We start from the raw sequence: 17,216 nt of genomic DNA, 5'->3' as shown, positions 1-17,216 counted from the left end.
CCAAAAAGGTGGGCCATACCCAAATTTTGAAATTGTTAGGAAAGGACACACCGATGTTGGATGCAAACCTGAAGAAGCAACTGGACACTTACCTGCAGAATATCGTCAAGCCGATCGAGATTCGTGTGTCCACTGATGACAGCCAGAAATCCAAAGAGCTGGAATCGCTGGTCGATGAAATTTCCGCGCTCTCTGGAAAAATCAGCGCACGCCAAGGTCAGGCCAAGCGTACCCCGAATATGGCCATCGCTCCAGCGGGTGAAGAACCCCGTGTAAGCTTTGCCGGAATCCCACTGGGCCATGAATTCACCTCTCTAGTGTTGGCGTTACTGCAAGCGGGCGGCCATCCCTCCAAAGCGAACCCAGAACTACTTGAGCAGGTGCGCAATCTAAAAGGCGAATTTCACTTTGAAACTTACATATCGCTTTCCTGCCAGAACTGCCCGGATGTGGTTCAAGCACTGAACCTGATGGCCACCCTAAACCCGAACATCACCCACGAGATGATCGATGGCAGCTTGTTCCAGGATGAGGTTGAGCAGCGCAATGTGATGGCGGTACCAGCGGTCTACCTGAACGGCGAACATTTCGGCCAGGGGAGAATGTCTCTGGAAGAAATCGTCAGTAAACTGGATAGCGGCGCCGCAGAACGCAAAACTGAAGAACTCAGTGAAAAAGCCCCTTACGACTTACTGGTAGTGGGTGGTGGACCCGCCGGTGCTGCAGCAGCCATTTATGCCGCACGCAAGGGCATTCGCACAGGCCTGGTGGCTGAGCGCTTTGGCGGACAGGTGATGGATACCGTGGGTATCGAAAACTTTATCTCAGTCCCTTACACCGAAGGTCCGAAGCTTTCTGCCAGTCTGGAGCAACACGTTAAAGAGTACGGTGTAGATATTATTACCGATCAACGTGCAGCCAATTTACAGCGCAACGAGCTGGTGGATATAGAGCTGCAAAGCGGCGCTACCCTATCCAGTCGCTCAGTCATACTGGCCACCGGAGCCCGCTGGAGAGAACTCGGCGTGCCAGGTGAAGCAGAATACCGCACTAAAGGCGTAGCCTACTGCCCCCACTGCGACGGCCCCTTCTTTAAAGGCAGGCGTGTAGCGGTTATTGGCGGTGGCAACTCCGGTATTGAGGCGGCCATCGACCTGGCCGGTATTGTCGAGCATGTCACCGTATTGGAATTTGCCGACAAGCTACGAGCAGATGACGTTTTAGTACGCAAAGCTCAGCAGATGGATAACATTGACATTATCGTCAACGCCCAAACCACTGAAGTCCTAGGCGATGGTAACAAGGTAAATGGGCTCGCCTACACCGATCGTGAATCTGGAGAAAACAAAAAACTCGATCTGGCAGGAATCTTTGTGCAAATTGGGTTGGTACCCAATACAGAGTTCCTCAAGGAAACCGATGTAGAAATGAATCGCATGGGAGAGATCATCATCAACGAGCGTGGCGCAACTTCTGTACCCGGCGTCTACGCTGCCGGCGATGCCACCACTGTGCCTTACAAGCAAATTGTGATTTCCATGGGAGCCGGTGCCACAGCAGCATTGGGCGCATTTGATTACCTGATCCGCTCCTCAGTGGAATAAATATCGATACTTCACAAGGCCGGCCTAAGACCGGCCTTTTTTACTTCTGAACTGCACGAAATATTCCGCCATCCCAGCCCATCATAAGAATTTGCAGTCAAGGTCAATGGGACTCTCCAGCCCTCTTTCTGCCTCATAACCTCTCCTTTTCCCCACCGACACTTCCTGTTCACACTGAACCTGATAGCCTTAAATAGTATCGCCGTAAATAACCTTTCAATTCCTCAATGAATAGCAACAAATCACGACAATATAAAACAGCCACTATAAATAAGCCCTAGCATTAACCGAGAATGCTATCGAAGCCCATACTTCACTATCGAGACCGGAAAAATAATCTATTTTAAGTTCAGTGCTTGTAGGCCATAAAGCGACTAAGGGCCCAGAGAGAAGACAAATAAGATAACGGTGAATTTAGCGTATTATGAACTACGAAGCCCAATACCATAGAAAATTGACCACAGCCGATAACGCCATATCCACAATACCTAGTGAAAGTATCATTTCAATGGGGATGCGTGTAGCCACGCCACCGGCATTACTAAGAGCTTTAGAAAAGCGCGTTCGGGCAGACGACATAAAGAAGCTCAAGGTGTACTACATGCGCTGCGGTGGCATCGCAATGAAAACCATTTTTCAGGAAGATTTACTAGACCGCGTTAGGCCTTTTTCGTCCATGCTCACTAAAGACGAGGTCAAGCTCGCCAAGAAAGGTTTCGCCAAGGGTAAAAAATACATTAACTATGTGCCCATCTCCTTCAGTCGCTACCCTGAGATCATTAAAAAGCAAGTTAATTTGGATGCCTTTCTCGTTACCGTATCCCCAATGGATAAATATGGATACTTCAACTTTGGCACTAGCGGAGATTATGCCATTGAGTTATCCAGGCACGCGGAGCGATTGATTGTTGAAGTCAATAAAAATATGCCGAGAACTTCTGGGCAAACATTACTTCATATTAACGAAGTGGATGCAATCATAGAAAACGACACCCCATTAATCGAAGAGCCACAAAGAGAAACCTCTGAACTGGATAAAAAGATCAGCGATTATATTGCGCCACTAATACCTGATGGCGCCACCATTCAAATGGGGATTGGTGGTGTTCCCAATGCTGTATGTGAGGATTTGGTTGGTAAGAAAAATCTTGGGATACATACCGAGGTTATCACCTCGGGTATGATAAACCTGATCAAATCTGGCGCTGTTAATAATTCACGAAAAACGCTTAATACCCACCTCAATGTTTTCACTTTTGCAATAGGTGACAGGGCACTGTATGACTTTATTGATGGGAATCCTTCAATGGCCTGCCTCCCGGTCTCTTACGTCAATGAACCACAGACTATTGCCCAGATTGACAACATGATATCAGTTAACTCCTTTATAGAGATCGATTTCAATGGTCAGGTGAATGCAGAATTCACTGACCATCAGTTCTCAGGCGTGGGTGGACAACTGGATTTCATTAGAGGTGTCTATTACTCGAAAAACGGTAAGACCATATTGGCAAGCAGTTCTACAGCACAGGGCGGAAAAATTTCTCGAGTGGTACCGCGATTAAATACCATCACAACAGATTCCAGGCTTGATGTTGATTACGTAGTTACTGAATACGGCTGCTGCCAGCTGATGGGGAAATCAACCACCGAACGTACCCATGCCCTAATTAATATTGCACACCCAGACTTTAGGGAAAGCCTGATAAAAGAAGCTAAAGAGCACAATTTCATCTAACCGACCTTATGATCAACCTACACATTCATCCTGCACTGCTTTTTACACCAGGTAATAAACCCAGTCTTTTTCAGAAAGCAAGGGAGGTAGAAGCCAGTGCAATTATTATTGATCTCGAAGATAGTGTACCCAAAAGTGAAAAGCAATTAGCCCGGGACAATGCTGTTCACTATCTTTCAAAGAAAGACAGCAACACTACTGCCAATATTATTCGAATCAATCACCTAACAAGCAATGAAGGGCTAAAAGACATACTGGCTATTACTACAGTCAAATTACAGATCGATGCTGTACTTTACCCCAAGACAGAGTCCCCTAATGATATTCAGCAGCTTAATGAACTTCTCTCTCAAACTTATGAGGACTTAGCAATAATTGCCTTAATCGAAACAGCTAATGGGACAATTAACATCCACAATATTGTTAAAAACAGCCCACAGAAACTGCAGGCCTTGATGTTTGGTGCAGCAGACTATGCCAACGAACTGAACTGTGACAACTCCATTAACGCCCTAAGCTCTGCTCGCAGCAAAATCGTAGAAGCATCAGCGACAAAGAATCTGGCCTGCTATGACTCACCTTACTTTGATTTCAATAATGAAGATGGGCTACTGAAAGAGCTGAATACCGTTAAGGCAATGGGATTCAATGGCAAAGCCGCTATCCACCCCAAACAAATCTCAGCAATCAAGTCTTCTTTCAAGCCTACTCAAGAGGAGTATGAAAAAGCAGAAAAAATAGTAGAGATTTATAACAACTCAAAGGGCAAGGCTTGTCAATACCAAGGTGAGATGATTGATGTACCTGTCTATTCCAAAGCAAAGCAAATCATCACTATCTTCAACAAACTAAACTAAAGAAGCAAGGGAAATGGTAGTTATGCAATTCCAACCCTATAAAAAAATCAGCGATAACCGCTATCGGGAAGACTTTGGATTTTACTTCGAAGACTTCACAGAGGGTATGATCATTGAGCATCGTCCTGGTAGAACATTGACTCGAACAGACAATACCTGGATGACGTTACTTACAATGAATACGGCACAATTGCATTTTGATGCACACTATGCACAAAACACTGAATGGAAGTTACCGCTAGTAGATAGCACTTTAACCCTGGCGATTGTAACTGGAATGACCGTAAACACGATCAGTAAGAAAGTAGTAGCTAATTTAGAGTGGGATAAGGTAAAGCTACTAAAACCTGTTTTTGAGGGGGACACCATCTACGCTGAGAGTGAAATCCAATCTAAACGGGAAACGCATTCCCGCCCTACTCAGGGAATAGTGACGGTTGAAACTCGTGGCTTCAATCAAGATGGTGAACTATTTATGAGTTTTCTGAGAACAGTATTGGTGTACAAGAAAGGCCACTCACCATCTTACGGCATTTAGGGGGCCTCTTAATAACGCCGTAACTTCTATTACTTTCAGAGTGGCTCACAATCAAGGCAAAGCTTTGTAGGAATATCTAGACCTTTCCATAAATCGAAACGCAGGATACAAATCGCTCTAAAACTCTGTAGTGCGAACCTTGCAGGCGGCATGTGCTGTGTGCTTAACGGCTATCTACACCGAAGCCCCTCCAGCCTATCGAACAAAAAACCAGAAACAAGTGCCACTCAACGAAGCCCTAGCCTAGCCTACAAAGAAGTGACAGGTATGCCTCAAAACTAATGGTACTATAGAACCATCTTGTGCATGCACAGGCTCTAGCCACTCATCATCTTTCTTTACCGCTCATCAATCATAAAAACCATTCCCACTAAACTTGCTACATAAAGCCAAAAGCTCATTAGAATGCCAAGCATTCATCGAATACACACAGGGATATCACACATGCAAGCGAGCAAAACTACCTTTGCAAAAGCCAAGTGGCAATTAAAAACCTTAATCCTCGCAACAGGCTTGATCTCAGCCAATGCAATGGCTGGTGGCATCGAAGGAAGCTGGAGGTCAGTTGCACAAATAAATGGTGAGAGAAATGTGCCAATAGTCATTCATCTTGACGAAGTTAATGGCGAGTGGACCGGCACTTTGGACAGTCCCTCTCTGCGGAAGGAAGGGCTAGAAGTCTCCATGCTGGAAATCCAAGACAATAGTATCACTTTCGAAGTGGAAGACTTACAGATTAGCTACAAAGGCGCTTATAGTGAAGCAACTGACCTGATGTTCGGCGCTGTTCATCAGAATGTTGCATCACCGATGAATTTTAGCAGGACCTCTGAGAGTGCAAGAAACAGGCCGAACAATCGCCCCCAGACACCACAAGGTCCATTTCCGTATACGATTGAGGAGGTGAGCTTTAAGAATGCTGCGACGAACAATATCATTTCAGGAACGCTGACTAAACCAAAGTCAAATATCAAGGCAACCGCTGTTCTTATCAGTGGCTCAGGGCCTCAGGACCGTGATGAAACCCTGTTTGGCCATAAGCCATTCGCAATAATCGCCGATCACCTGACACGACAAGGATATGCAATATTTCGCTATGACGACCGCGGCATTGGTGGCTCCAGTGGTGACTTCAGTGCAGCAACCAGCGAAGACTTTGCCAATGACACCAGTGCGGCTGTAGATTTTTTAAACAGTCGTAAAGATTTACCCAAAGGTAAAGTTGGATTAATTGGACACAGCGAAGGTGGTATGATAGCACCCATGGTTGCTAGCAGCCGAGATGATATCGCTTTTTCAATCCTGCTTGCAGGCCCAGGGGTTAAAATACCAGAATTGATTATTGATCAATGGAACCGGGATCGTAGATTTAAAGGCGTTCCAGAAGAAAAGCTGCAAAAACTCAGCCATTTAGATAAGAAAATTTTTGATAAACTTGGCATGCTTGGGCTGAAAGAGAGTATCAATGGTGAGATTGAGGAACTGCTTTACGAAAGTGTCAAGCTCGAAGGCGTTAAGGCAGAAGAACTGGATGTACAAGTTGAACAACTAAAGAACCAATACTCTACACCTTGGTTCCGTTATTTTCTTAAGTTCAACCCTGAGCCTTATTTAGAAAAAACAAAATCACCATTATTAGCTCTTATTGGATCGTTAGACTTTCAAGTTGATGCAAAAATGAACCTGAACAATATACAGTCAGTATTGAGTAATGCTGGGCACAAGGACTTTAAAACGATTGAACTTGAAAAAATGAATCATCTTTTTCAAACTGCAGGCAACGGCTCATTTTCTGAATATGCTGAAATTGAAGAAAGCTTCTCTCCAAGAGCCCTTAACATAATGTCATTATGGCTAAATGAACGCTTCTAGTCATAATAAGAAATATCAATCTATGGCTCCTATCTTGGAGCCATTTTTATTAACATATACACTCAATGAATTTTCTAAAATCACCTACTCCATCTGTAAAATTTCTATCCTACCACTTTGGTGGCTGGGCAATATTCTCACTAGTAAATACCTTCTCACTGGGACTACTGACCCAGGATCACATCGACAAGATCGCAATACACGTTGCAACCGTAGTATTAACCGTAGGGTTCTCCACTCTTATTATCCGAGAAATCACATACCGCTTTAATCTTTTTGATAAAAGTTGGTATCAACAATGGGCTTATTTTCTCTCAGCCTCAATCATACTAGGATTTATCTGCGCCTGTATCGCAGTGAGTATCATCTATGCGTACTATAACTCTGAGGGATATACGGTTGTTCACACTTTCTGGGAAGCGGTGTTCGATAGCTGGCTTATCCTTATCCTACTCATGCTAACTTGGTCTCTAATTTACCTTACTGCAGTAAACCAAGATCGCTTGCGAAGGGCGGAGCAAGATGCAACACAACTCAAGCTGCAACTCAATGAAGCTAAAATGAGCGCGCTAATGGGGCAGCTAAACCCTCACTTTCTTTTTAATGGATTAAATAACATTCGCGCCTTGATACTTGAAGATACCAATAAGTCTAGAGAAATGTTAACCAATCTCTCTGATCTGCTACGTTATACCTTAATTGCCCACAAGCATAAGACTGTACCGTTAAGAGATGAACTAGAGATCGTTTGCCAGTATATCGAACTTCTAAAAATTCAATATGAAGATCGACTAGCTTTCAAAATCGAGGTAGAGGATCACTTAATGGGAGAGAGAATACCACCACTGCTAATCCAGCTACTTGCAGAAAATGCCGTACGTCATGGTATAGAAAAGTGCAAACAAGGAGGTGAACTAATGATTAAAGTAACAAAAGAAGAAAACCATATAGTAATCATTGTCAAAAATCCAGGCACCCTCAACACAACATCAACTACAGAGAGCAACAATACTGGCCTAGGATTAAGCAACATCCAAAAAAGATTAACCATTCAATATGGCAGTAGGACACGTTTTAATATTAAACAGCAGGGCTCCCAAGTGGTTGCCCAGTGCCATATTCCCTCCTCCTTACAATTAGTGGTATAAGAAGTGAAAGCCATTATCGTTGAAGACTCACGACTCGCACGTAATGAATTGAGAGAACTGCTCAAACCTCATAAGCATATAAACTTGATTGCAGAGGCGCAAAACTGTGAAGAAGCGATCTCTCTTATATCAGAAGAACAGCCGGACTTAGTTTTCTTAGATATCAACCTTCCTGATGGCAATGGATTTGACATACTAGAGAAACTGGACCTTACACCTCAAATTATTTTCACAACAGCTTACGATGAGTATGCCATCCAAGCTTTCGAAGTGAATGCTCTGGATTATTTACTCAAGCCAATCAACCCTCAAAAACTAAAGCGGGCCCTAGACAAGACATTACGTGAGACACCCCCTACCCCCTCCAGCGACTCAATAAGTTACTTAGACAGCAACAATAAAATATTCATTAAAGATGGAGAGCGTTGCTGGCTAATCGAAATCGGAAAAATTCGCTACTTTGAAAACTGCGGTAATCATGCGCAAGTCTTTTTCGATGATAGCAAACCATTTATCTATAAATCTTTAGCCAAAATTGAACAAAGATTGAACCCTGAAATTTTCTTTCGCGTTAATCGACAGCAGATTATCAATTTAAATTTTATTAAGGATATAGAATCGTGGATTAACAGTGGTTTACTAATAACCATGACTGACGGGAAAGAAATAGAGGTTGCCAGACGACCAGCCACCCGCCTACGAGAGATGCTGAGTCTCTAGCCCACTTAGATAAACAGCTGTATCAAGCTTTTTATGCCTACGCTGGATATCCAATAGTCAGTCAATAGATTAATGTAAGAGCTGCCAATAAGGAGGGAACTAAGGCCATCGTTTCCTCCTACAAGCTTCCAATCCGGAACTTGATAACCTGATGAATCGTGAAGGGCTATTTAACCCAGCAGCTGGGCAGGTAAGGAGGAAGCGGTTGCCAAAATCCACCTGCAGACATGACTATTCCTTCGAATAGCGTTCATACTTTGCACTCCTTATAGCTCTCTAATGAACTCCTTTTTCATCAAAACTAACGGTGACCTCAGGTACCTTTGCAAATAGGACAACTACATGACTAAACGATATCTTTCTTTGGTAATAACGGCATGTATCTTCTTGTGTGCGAGTTTAACTAGTGTTTTTGCTTATTCCAATGACCTAGAGGCAAATAAAAAACTCGCTATGCAAGCTATTGATTGGTGGCTTAGTGGGACTGATATTGATCCAGCCACTATTTTTGCTCCAAACTATGTGAATCATCTGGATTCTGCAACCAACTATACCGCTGGCCCTCAAAAACGAAATTTACAAGAAGTAAAGGCTGAGGTAGATAAATTTCATGACGCCTTCAAAGACGTAAAAATTCTTAAAAAAATGCAGGTCGCTGAAGGGAATTTAGTGGCCACCCATGTGGTTATCAGGGCAAATCATGTCGGCTCTTTTATGGGTGAACCCCCAACAAAGAAGACCGTCACCTATGATGGCGTTGAGTTTGTCAGGATTGAAGATGGAAAGATCACCGAAACCTGGGTTACCTGGGATAAATACGGCTTCCTGAAACAAATGGGGGCTATAAAATAATGACATTCAGTTTCGACAATCGGCTGTATAGAGAATATCTATCCAGCTGCCCCATACCAACATTCTATTTAAGCCGCCTCATACTTCCAGCCATAGATAACAGTTATTGAAAAAATTATAAATGGTCCCTGAGAATATCTGCATCGAATTTGACGAAGTCTAAGTTCCTACGTGATCGTCAACGATAGCGCTTCTCATTGACTAATCTGTATTTATTCATATTAGAAATATCGCCTTTTCCTGAAAAACCATCAGTACAGTAAATAACGTGAGCATAAAATTTTCCTGTGATTTTTTGACATTGGACACTTGAACAAAAATAGCTTTTATAACGTCTTCCAAGTGTAGGTGCTGCGTCAATTTGATCTGAGTGCCTTATTTTCCCAGTACCCGCCCACGATTTCTACCCTCCTCACCTCTTAAAAATGTCCGAAGTGTTGGTAACGGTATAAATCACAAATACAACCATCCAAAGTGGCAAATTTCATCTCTAAAAATGGAAACTTATTTCTTTTGAAATCGCTCCAAAATATCCCTAATCAAGCTATCGACTACAAACATAAATTTAGAGATATGGTAAGAAATCAACCTAAGCTTTGTAAGCTTGTACTTTCAGCATGAAAAATTAACTTTTAGCTTTTATTAAAAAAGTGACTTTCAAGTGGTAAAACGTTAATCTTGGCTCAGGAATCATCCAAATTTAGCACGATAGTTTCAATTGGGAATTTTCTCGTTGATTCCAGGAGTTTTATAACAGGGAAGTAAGCATGAAAGATCGTATTCTAAAGTTAATGCTCTGTGTCGCAATCGCCTCATCACTTTATGGCTGTAGTGGCGGCTCAGGGGGTAGTGACTCAACAAACAGCGATTCCGAAAGTAACTATGGAAATAGTTCTGGAGATAACTCTGGGAATGGCACAGGAACTAATTCTGGTAATGGTTCTGAGGGCGTTGATACTACACCTCCAACAACGGAGGAGCCTGGCAGTGATACCCCACCACTTTCAGTAAGCCTCAAGCCAGCTAGCGGCAGCATCATTGGGCCGAATGAGGATATTCAGCTGAACTTCAGTACTTCCATTCAACTTGATGATGTTACGTTATCTGGAACTATGGGTGAAGACGGAGTGATTACTCAGCTTGATGAAGATACACTGATAGCAAACCCAAAAGCGGGGTGGGTAAACTTATCAGAATATACCTTAGTCATTAATGCAGAAATTGATGCCGATAACATCATGGAAGAGGTTGTTGCCTCCTATCAGATAGATACGCAGCCTCCCTCTGTTGTCAATTTTACTCCAGGGACGGTTCGCTTAGAGAATAACGACATAATCAAGATTCTCTTCTCAGAGTCTATGGATGTCGAAAGTCTTCAATTGACTGGTAGCCTTACTGAAGATGGCTATACAATTGCTTGGTCTGAAACCAATGTTAGGAATGATACCTTATCCATTAAACCCGATACCAACTGGGAGTCTGGCCAAGACCGCGACATTAGCATTGATGTTAATGACCAAGCAGGCAACAAAATACCGCAATATAGCAGTACTTTTACGACTCCTTTATATTTTGAGAATTTTGACTCCGCAAAAGTTGTTATTGGTCAAGATAACTTTTCTAGCAACGATGTAGGAATAAGCGCGAAAAGCTTTTCATTCCAACCCAGTGGCGATGTAAGTGTTGACAATGAAGGAAAACTATATATTTCAGATACTTCCTCTAATAGAGTGTTAGTCTTTAACTCTATCCCCACCATTAATGGCGCTCCTGCAGATATGGCGGTAGGTAAGGATGGACTGGATACTCTCACCCTATCTGACAAACGACAGGAATTATTTGGCCCATCAGATGTAAGTTTTGATGGTAATAACCTTCTGATTTCACAATATAAAGAAAGACTTATCTCTATTTATGACAAAATAACGATTGGGATGGGAGCGATACCTTCTCTAACATTAATAATTGGTGAAGATGATATTTCCCCTTGTGTGAGCCTGGCACTCTGGATTAGTTGGGGAGCCTCTATTGCGGATAAAAAAATTCTAGTCACCGATGCAGGAAACGATAGGGTTTTGATTTGGAACACGCAACCAGATAATAACAACACGCCTCCAGATCTAGTGCTCGGCCAGACATCGTTAGTAGATTGCGTCCTGGATGGACCTTCTGCAAATACTTTCAATTCACCTACAGATGTATGGAGTGACGGAAAAAAACTAGCAATTATAGACAGCGGAAACAATCGCATTCTTCTGTGGAACAATTTCCCCAGCAAAAATTTTGAGCCTGCAGATGTAGTTCTAGGACAACCGGACTTCACAAGCAGAAATAAGGAGTCAACTAACAAAGAAGGTATAGAATGGCCCGTCAACGAGTACACTTTTAACGAACCATCAACTGGCATTTGGTCAAATGGAATTCAACTCTTTGTTGCTGACAGCAAAAATAATAGAATTTTGATTTGGGACACGTGGCCAACCACAAATTTTGAACCTGCAGACAGAGTTCTAGGTCAGAATGGATTTACTAATTTTACCGCAAATGACGCAAATCAAAACGGTATTGGGTATCCGGATGAAGCTGAATCGCCGACAGCATCTACTCTGAATGAGCCCACAGGAATTTTTGGTTATAAAAATAACTTATTTATTACTGACTCCGGGAACCATCGAATCTTAATTTTTAAATCTCGCTAATACTCACATTAAGCTGCAGGGCGACTCATTCTCTGGATAAGAGTTTGGAGCCCTGCTTATTGCCCACCTTTTAAGTGATCCATGCTTAGGGCTGTTAACACTAATTAGGCTGTCCGGCGCCGATAGGCGCGAAGTTGATGGCCTTGTTAGGCATTTGGAAGCGAATATACCGCGAAGATTCGACACGGTCCTGATTCGCAGCCATCAAAGGCTTTGTTTTCTAAATACAATCTCGCTTCCTCAAAACTGGGCAAGAGACAGTGCTGATTTACATTTAGCTCTTGCGCCATATGGTTACAGGATAAGTATGAACACTCAGGTGCATTTTCATTGTAGAGGGATACTATATCAAAACCCTCTAGCTCTTTCTCGTTTGGAATAGTGACGTTAGTTTCGAATGATTTCTCCGGCTGAAATTCTTCCCATTCTGGTTCATCTTCATAACATTGATATTCATAGACTTCGTAATAGAACATCTTTGTTCCGGACATATCAACATCATGCTCTTTAGCTAGAGCGTAGATATCTTCAGGGGAATTAAATAGCCAGTACCCATTGTGCTTCCAATATTCGATATAATCAGCGAAATCTTTTGACGTACAGTTACTAAGAGAATAAATATCTTCCACCTGATCGGTTTTAAGCCAATCCGGTTTTAATTCAATCCTCTTTGCCATGTACCCAACTGGAATCATATGTAGTGCCTAACGTTGCCAGCAAGGGCAGCCGAAGCGAAGCGTAGGTTGTCCAGCCCAGCCTCCGGCTGGGCGAGCTTGCCTGGCCTAGTTATAGCTGGCGCGCACTGAACGACCTACTTGTTCTTTGCCAGCCAACGCTGGCTGGCCACTGCCCGATAAATTTACTGGGAAAAATACCATACTTTCCCCACCAGTTAACTAACTGACTGGCACTCCACAATGCTGCAGCTACCTTGCAGAACTTGTTGGCTTTAAACGAAGGCACTTGAACGGAACTGCGGTGCCAATTTGTAGGAAAAAACTCTGGAGAAATGTGCTCAGGAAGAGATTGGTGCTTGCAGCAACTTCAAACCACCTAAAAATTGACCGCCACAATAACGCCTATGGCAACGGCAGCCAGCGCGAAGGGCATTTTGTGTTAATGTTTGATCGCCAGCGAGTAACACAAAAGGTGCGTAGCGTTGGCTGTCGCTCTGCCGCTGATTGTTAGCTTTTCCGAGCACTTAACCACGCAGCACCCACTATTGAAAGTAAAAGCCATCCGGTCACTACGATATTAAAATTACGCTGCTGATCTGCCTCAGAATCGTAGAGCCTGAGATCTGCCAAGCTCAGTGCCCACCCAGCTAAATATACTAAGCAGAAATAGGCAATGCTGATGCAAACGAACGCTACAATAAACCAAAGTATTTTTTTCATCATGTTACTGGAAAGAACCTTATTTTCTTGGATTTTCCCAAGTCAGACCAAATGCTGGGAATAACTATATTGAACCGAGTGCGAAAATATGAACCGATTCCGGTCATTGCTCTACCATTCCAGAGGTCGATATGGTCTCCTCCGCTACCGTCTCCTCGGAGATAATAATCTTCGAAGCATATGATTCCCTTTCTAGACTCAACTTTTTCCCGCCAGCTTTCACCAGTTATGTTTTCAGTGACGAGCATATTTGGAATTTTTGAATTTTGAATCCAATCAGCAAGTTCCGCTGCAGCAAGAATATGCTCTTCCCCAGGATGAACCCAGCACTTCCTTCCCTTTGGGAAAGTGTTGAATTTAATACCGGATTTTTTCATTGCATGACTTAGTCGAATGGCGCACTGGTTTCCAAATAGCTTTTCACCATCCCGGTTCTTTGCATCACATGGGTCATCATCTGGGTAGTTTTCCCACAAACTCTCAAACCGTACCATTTAATTTCCTTATTGATTAGTTATTTCCGATTAAAGCTAACGCCCCGCTAAAGGGCCGTAGTGGAGGCGAACTTTTTGGGGTGGCGTAGCGTAACCCCCAAAACGAGCGCCGAAACGGAGGTCCAAGCCGCAACGCGGCTGAACTTTGAGCGGTTTGTTATGTGCTCGTTAATAATCATTTATTGTGCCCGCTACCAACATCACAAATGATCTTAACACACTATAAGCTTTTCTACTTCATCAGCTTCTACACATAAGAGTTCCGCGACATCTTTTACAATCTCCGGAATTAACAAAGCCAAAGGAGGATATTCTTTGAGAATATTGACAAGATTAACTTCGCCTTCCTCACGTATTTCGGACCAGAACCACCTAAAGAGATAATTTCTCTGCTCAAATTCTGATAAGTCTGCCCATTTAAATCCACTCATCTTTTTGCCGTACTCACATAATCGGGATAGGGAGGCACCTCACGATACCTCTCCTCCCACACCACCAGGCATACGGATCACGTACCATGGCGGTTCAACTCTTTTCCCCTTTCTATCTGCCAATGCCGGCAGCCCCAAGTTCCTAAAGTATCTATTTGGTAATGCTCTGCAAAGGGCCGGACTTTTGCTTAGCCTCCATGGTCCATGCGCTGATTTAGCTGTATTCCACTCTAGAAAGCGATCAACTCCCAGCCTTCTTAATCTGCGGTAACCACTACGCCCCCACTGCTTCCATAGATAACATCGCAATTTCCGTCTTATCCACTTGTCTAGATCCTTCTGAGGGCTCAGTACTTCACTGATATCAAAGTACGCTTTCCAACCAAGCAGGGACTTCTTTAACTCTTTTATGATCTGAGTAAACTTGCGGCCTCGTGTTCGACGGGTGATCCCTCTGACCTTTGTTTTCAATTTATTGATCGATGATTCCGATACCTTTATCCGGGCATCTTTCTTCAACAATCTAAACCCTAGAAAACTCCGCCTCCAGAAGTGATCCTCTGCACTCTTCTCAGTATTTACTGTGAGCTTCAGCTTACATTTGATGAAGTGCGTAAGGCTTGATTTTATCCGCTCTGCAGACCGACGACTTCCCACCAGTATTTGAAAATCATCGGCATATCGTACAAAACTGAGTTGGCGCTTGTGCAATTCCCAATCCAGTTCATTAAGTACAATATTAGCTAGTAGTGGAGATAATGGCCCACCTTGCGGTACGCCTTTTGTTGTAGCTATAAACTTGCCATCCACAACCGTCGGTGCTTTTAGATATCGGTTTATTAACCCCAGCACATCAGCCGGCATCCCGCTTTTCTTCAGTGTTGACATGAGTTTGTCATGATTCACCTCATCAAAGAAAGATTTCAAGTCCATATCGATCGTCCAGCGCTTTCCTTGCCGGACAAAGTATTGGACTTGTTTAATCGCCTGATGCGTTGATCGATTTGGTCTAAAACCAAAGCTAAAAGCATGAAACTTCGGCTCCCATTGTTCACTGAGAATCTGTGCGATAGCTTGTTGGATTAACCTATCTTGCACCGTTGGGATACCCAGTGGGCGCAGACCACCATTGCCTTTTGGTATAAAGACACGTTTCGCCGGTTGAGGACGATAGCTACTATTTAGCACCTTTTGTCGAGTAGCAATCCAAGTCTGCTTAAGGTATTCCGGTAACTGTTTTACCGTCATGCCATCCAGACCAGGAGCACCCTGATTACGAGAAACTTGTTGTAATGCTCGAAACAGATTATTCCTATCTAGAGTTCGTCGCATTAAAAGAGATGGAAAATTGGACAAGGTACGATTAAGTTTCCAGTTTGATGTTCATCCAGAAAAAAAATTCTTTTTCCCTGGCAACTAAGTTACTTGTCAGATGCATTCATCAAGCTCTGTGTTAATAATACTGTCCAGAATTGTTCAGGCCTTCAGTAGCACGAAACCTACCTACTATGCCTTCTGCTGACTTCTATAGGCCGATCAAAACTGATTTCTCAGTTTTCAGTTATTCCATTAACAACCTATAGACCTCCCAGGGTAAGACATTTAACTTTCTTCACGTAGATGCTGGATTTATAAAACGCAGGCCAGTTGTGGATGGAGAGCTTTATGGTCACGTGCCCACTGGCTCCGCCTACGTCACACCTCATATCCAGTTCTTGTTCATCATCCCGTGAATTTGCGTTGGGCTTCCTCCAGCCAATACCTCACGATATTAACCTTGCCCTTTCGCTAACCTTCGGCTCCACGAATACCTGATAAGAGGACTTTCACCTCTCTAGTTAAATGCCATGCCTGGCACACACACACCCTATATAAACTACGCGAAGCGTCAGGCAACCGCAGGGCGCGAATTTAATATCGTTGTTATGTGTTTGCTAAACCTTAAAATCTAAGTGTAGCTCTACACTTACCGAAGTGAACTAAACTTATTTGCCCGTTAAGATGGTAATTTTTTCGAATGGCCACCTAACTTACGCACCCAATCTATTACATTTTTATTTCCTATTGATTCAGCAATATTTATGGGGGTTTCACCTTTTTCGTTTGGAATTTGAATGGACCCATGATCGACATTTTGAGTCACGTGAAATATGACGGATGTATTCCCGCTTCGCACTGCGGCAGTAATAATAGTATCGCCTTTATCATTAGTTATCCGAGCATCATCTATATCAAAAATATACCCATCTTCGTATGGATCGATTTCTATATTTGAGATTTTTTCAAAGATTTCATTATGTGATGCTTTCTTGTAAGGTGAGAGCGTACCACTTCTATACAGTGCCACCATCTCTGATAACTTGGTTTCAAATAAGACATCATAATCATCGAGTAAATCAGAGCAATGCTCCTTCATTGACTTGGTATAGGAGACCCATTTATCATCTGATTTTGAATAAATACTGAAGTAATACTCATCCAGTAATTCAAGTAAGTATACTTCATTCAGTTTTTTAGATAGATATTTGGTCATCTCATAAATTAAGCCACTGACTCCCCGACCTTCTAAAAATATTTCAGCCTCAAATTCCTCTTTTGGAGTAACAGTTGCGTCGTGAATACTACTATCAAAACTAACTTCTTCCCCGTATACCTCAGTGAATTTATTTGATAGCAGCTTCGTAAACTCGTATCTTTCAAACGCATTGTCCATGTTAACCGTATCGCCAAATGCTTTTACGAAGTCATCGCGACTTTCCTTATCCGAAAACCTGAATGATGTAACTACATAATTTTCAATTGACATAAGTTAGTTCCTTTTCTCATTACTGAATACACATAACGTTGCCAGCAAGGGCAGCCGAAG

General features: G+C 42.9%; 15 protein-coding genes. 10 read left to right on the top strand and 5 right to left on the bottom strand.

Going from position 1 to position 17,216, the window contains the following annotated elements:
- Positions 1-53 precede the first annotated feature (53 nt).
- From ahpF to FIU95_RS07610, 9 genes are all read left to right on the top strand, one after another.
- Positions 54-1,604 carry an alkyl hydroperoxide reductase subunit F gene (gene ahpF, locus FIU95_RS07650; RefSeq protein ID WP_152452989.1) on the top strand — a complete coding sequence of 517 codons (1,551 nt, stop codon included), beginning with the start codon at positions 54-56 and terminating at the stop codon, positions 1,602-1,604.
- Between the two features lie 424 nt (positions 1,605-2,028).
- Positions 2,029-3,342, top strand: coding sequence for an acetyl-CoA hydrolase/transferase family protein (locus tag FIU95_RS07645; RefSeq protein ID WP_152452987.1), 1,314 nt, complete (start codon positions 2,029-2,031; stop codon positions 3,340-3,342).
- Between the two features lie 8 nt (positions 3,343-3,350).
- Positions 3,351-4,199: a CoA ester lyase gene (locus tag FIU95_RS07640; RefSeq protein WP_152452985.1), complete on the top strand. Its 849-nt coding sequence runs from the start codon at positions 3,351-3,353 to the stop codon at positions 4,197-4,199.
- A 22-nt stretch (positions 4,200-4,221) separates the two neighbouring features.
- Complete coding sequence (locus FIU95_RS07635; RefSeq protein WP_152452983.1) at positions 4,222-4,737, top strand: MaoC/PaaZ C-terminal domain-containing protein; 516 nt, start codon at positions 4,222-4,224, stop codon at positions 4,735-4,737.
- A 444-nt stretch (positions 4,738-5,181) separates the two neighbouring features.
- Positions 5,182-6,609 (top strand): S9 family peptidase, encoded by a 1,428-nt coding sequence (locus FIU95_RS07630; protein WP_172975347.1) that lies wholly within the window; start codon positions 5,182-5,184, stop codon positions 6,607-6,609.
- A 65-nt stretch (positions 6,610-6,674) separates the two neighbouring features.
- Positions 6,675-7,757 carry a sensor histidine kinase gene (locus FIU95_RS07625; protein ID WP_152452979.1) on the top strand — a complete coding sequence of 361 codons (1,083 nt, stop codon included), beginning with the start codon at positions 6,675-6,677 and terminating at the stop codon, positions 7,755-7,757.
- A gap of 3 nt (positions 7,758-7,760) precedes the next feature.
- On the top strand, positions 7,761-8,477 hold the full coding sequence (locus FIU95_RS07620) for a LytTR family DNA-binding domain-containing protein (RefSeq protein ID WP_152452977.1): 717 nt from the start codon (positions 7,761-7,763) through the stop codon (positions 8,475-8,477).
- Positions 8,478-8,819: 342 nt separating this feature from the next.
- On the top strand, positions 8,820-9,329 hold the full coding sequence (locus FIU95_RS07615; protein ID WP_152452975.1) for an ester cyclase: 510 nt from the start codon (positions 8,820-8,822) through the stop codon (positions 9,327-9,329).
- A gap of 767 nt (positions 9,330-10,096) precedes the next feature.
- Complete coding sequence (locus tag FIU95_RS07610; protein WP_152452973.1) at positions 10,097-12,028, top strand: Ig-like domain-containing protein; 1,932 nt, start codon at positions 10,097-10,099, stop codon at positions 12,026-12,028.
- A gap of 146 nt (positions 12,029-12,174) precedes the next feature.
- On the opposite strand, the gene FIU95_RS07605 is transcribed toward FIU95_RS07610, so the two are convergent.
- A complete protein-coding gene (locus tag FIU95_RS07605; RefSeq protein WP_152452971.1) occupies positions 12,175-12,723 on the bottom strand; it encodes a hypothetical protein in 549 nt (182 codons plus the stop codon).
- 334 nt (positions 12,724-13,057) lie between these two features.
- On the opposite strand from FIU95_RS07605, the gene FIU95_RS21115 reads away from it, so the two are divergent.
- Positions 13,058-13,216, top strand: a complete 159-nt coding sequence (locus FIU95_RS21115) for a hypothetical protein (RefSeq protein WP_172975346.1) — start codon at positions 13,058-13,060, stop codon at positions 13,214-13,216.
- A gap of 208 nt (positions 13,217-13,424) precedes the next feature.
- On the opposite strand, the gene FIU95_RS07600 is transcribed toward FIU95_RS21115, so the two are convergent.
- The 4 genes from FIU95_RS07600 to FIU95_RS07585 all read right to left on the bottom strand — a co-directional run bounded on the left by FIU95_RS07600 (position 13,425) and on the right by FIU95_RS07585 (position 17,156).
- The gene (locus FIU95_RS07600; RefSeq protein ID WP_152452969.1) at positions 13,425-13,919 is read right to left on the bottom strand and encodes a T6SS effector amidase Tae4 family protein; all 495 of its coding nucleotides are present in this window, start codon (positions 13,917-13,919) and stop codon (positions 13,425-13,427) included.
- Between the two features lie 212 nt (positions 13,920-14,131).
- Positions 14,132-14,350, bottom strand: a complete 219-nt coding sequence (locus FIU95_RS07595; RefSeq protein ID WP_152452967.1) for a hypothetical protein — start codon at positions 14,348-14,350, stop codon at positions 14,132-14,134.
- 39 nt (positions 14,351-14,389) lie between these two features.
- The gene (gene ltrA / locus FIU95_RS07590; protein WP_216646317.1) at positions 14,390-15,706 is read right to left on the bottom strand and encodes a group II intron reverse transcriptase/maturase; all 1,317 of its coding nucleotides are present in this window, start codon (positions 15,704-15,706) and stop codon (positions 14,390-14,392) included.
- A gap of 640 nt (positions 15,707-16,346) precedes the next feature.
- Positions 16,347-17,156 (bottom strand): hypothetical protein, encoded by an 810-nt coding sequence (locus tag FIU95_RS07585; RefSeq protein ID WP_152452965.1) that lies wholly within the window; start codon positions 17,154-17,156, stop codon positions 16,347-16,349.
- Between the last annotated feature and the right edge of the window lie 60 nt (positions 17,157-17,216).

It is taken from the genome of Microbulbifer sp. THAF38 (genome assembly GCF_009363535.1).
Lineage (GTDB): Bacteria > Pseudomonadota > Gammaproteobacteria > Pseudomonadales > Cellvibrionaceae > Microbulbifer.
This window is presented reverse-complemented; position numbering and strand designations above follow the sequence as displayed.

Coding starts and splice junctions, on each gene's coding strand:
- FIU95_RS07615 (WP_152452975.1), top strand. CDS start 8,820: ATGACTAAACGATATCTTTCTTTGGTAATAACGGCATGTATCTTCTTG.
- FIU95_RS07630 (WP_172975347.1), top strand. CDS start 5,182: ATGCAAGCGAGCAAAACTACCTTTGCAAAAGCCAAGTGGCAATTAAAA.
- FIU95_RS07625 (WP_152452979.1), top strand. CDS start 6,675: ATGAATTTTCTAAAATCACCTACTCCATCTGTAAAATTTCTATCCTAC.
- FIU95_RS07610 (WP_152452973.1), top strand. CDS start 10,097: ATGAAAGATCGTATTCTAAAGTTAATGCTCTGTGTCGCAATCGCCTCA.
- FIU95_RS07600 (WP_152452969.1), bottom strand. CDS start 13,919: ATGGTACGGTTTGAGAGTTTGTGGGAAAACTACCCAGATGATGACCCA.
- FIU95_RS07635 (WP_152452983.1), top strand. CDS start 4,222: ATGCAATTCCAACCCTATAAAAAAATCAGCGATAACCGCTATCGGGAA.
- FIU95_RS07640 (WP_152452985.1), top strand. CDS start 3,351: ATGATCAACCTACACATTCATCCTGCACTGCTTTTTACACCAGGTAAT.
- FIU95_RS07595 (WP_152452967.1), bottom strand. CDS start 14,350: ATGAGTGGATTTAAATGGGCAGACTTATCAGAATTTGAGCAGAGAAAT.
- FIU95_RS07605 (WP_152452971.1), bottom strand. CDS start 12,723: ATGATTCCAGTTGGGTACATGGCAAAGAGGATTGAATTAAAACCGGAT.
- ahpF (WP_152452989.1), top strand. CDS start 54: ATGTTGGATGCAAACCTGAAGAAGCAACTGGACACTTACCTGCAGAAT.
- FIU95_RS07645 (WP_152452987.1), top strand. CDS start 2,029: ATGAACTACGAAGCCCAATACCATAGAAAATTGACCACAGCCGATAAC.
- FIU95_RS07585 (WP_152452965.1), bottom strand. CDS start 17,156: ATGTCAATTGAAAATTATGTAGTTACATCATTCAGGTTTTCGGATAAG.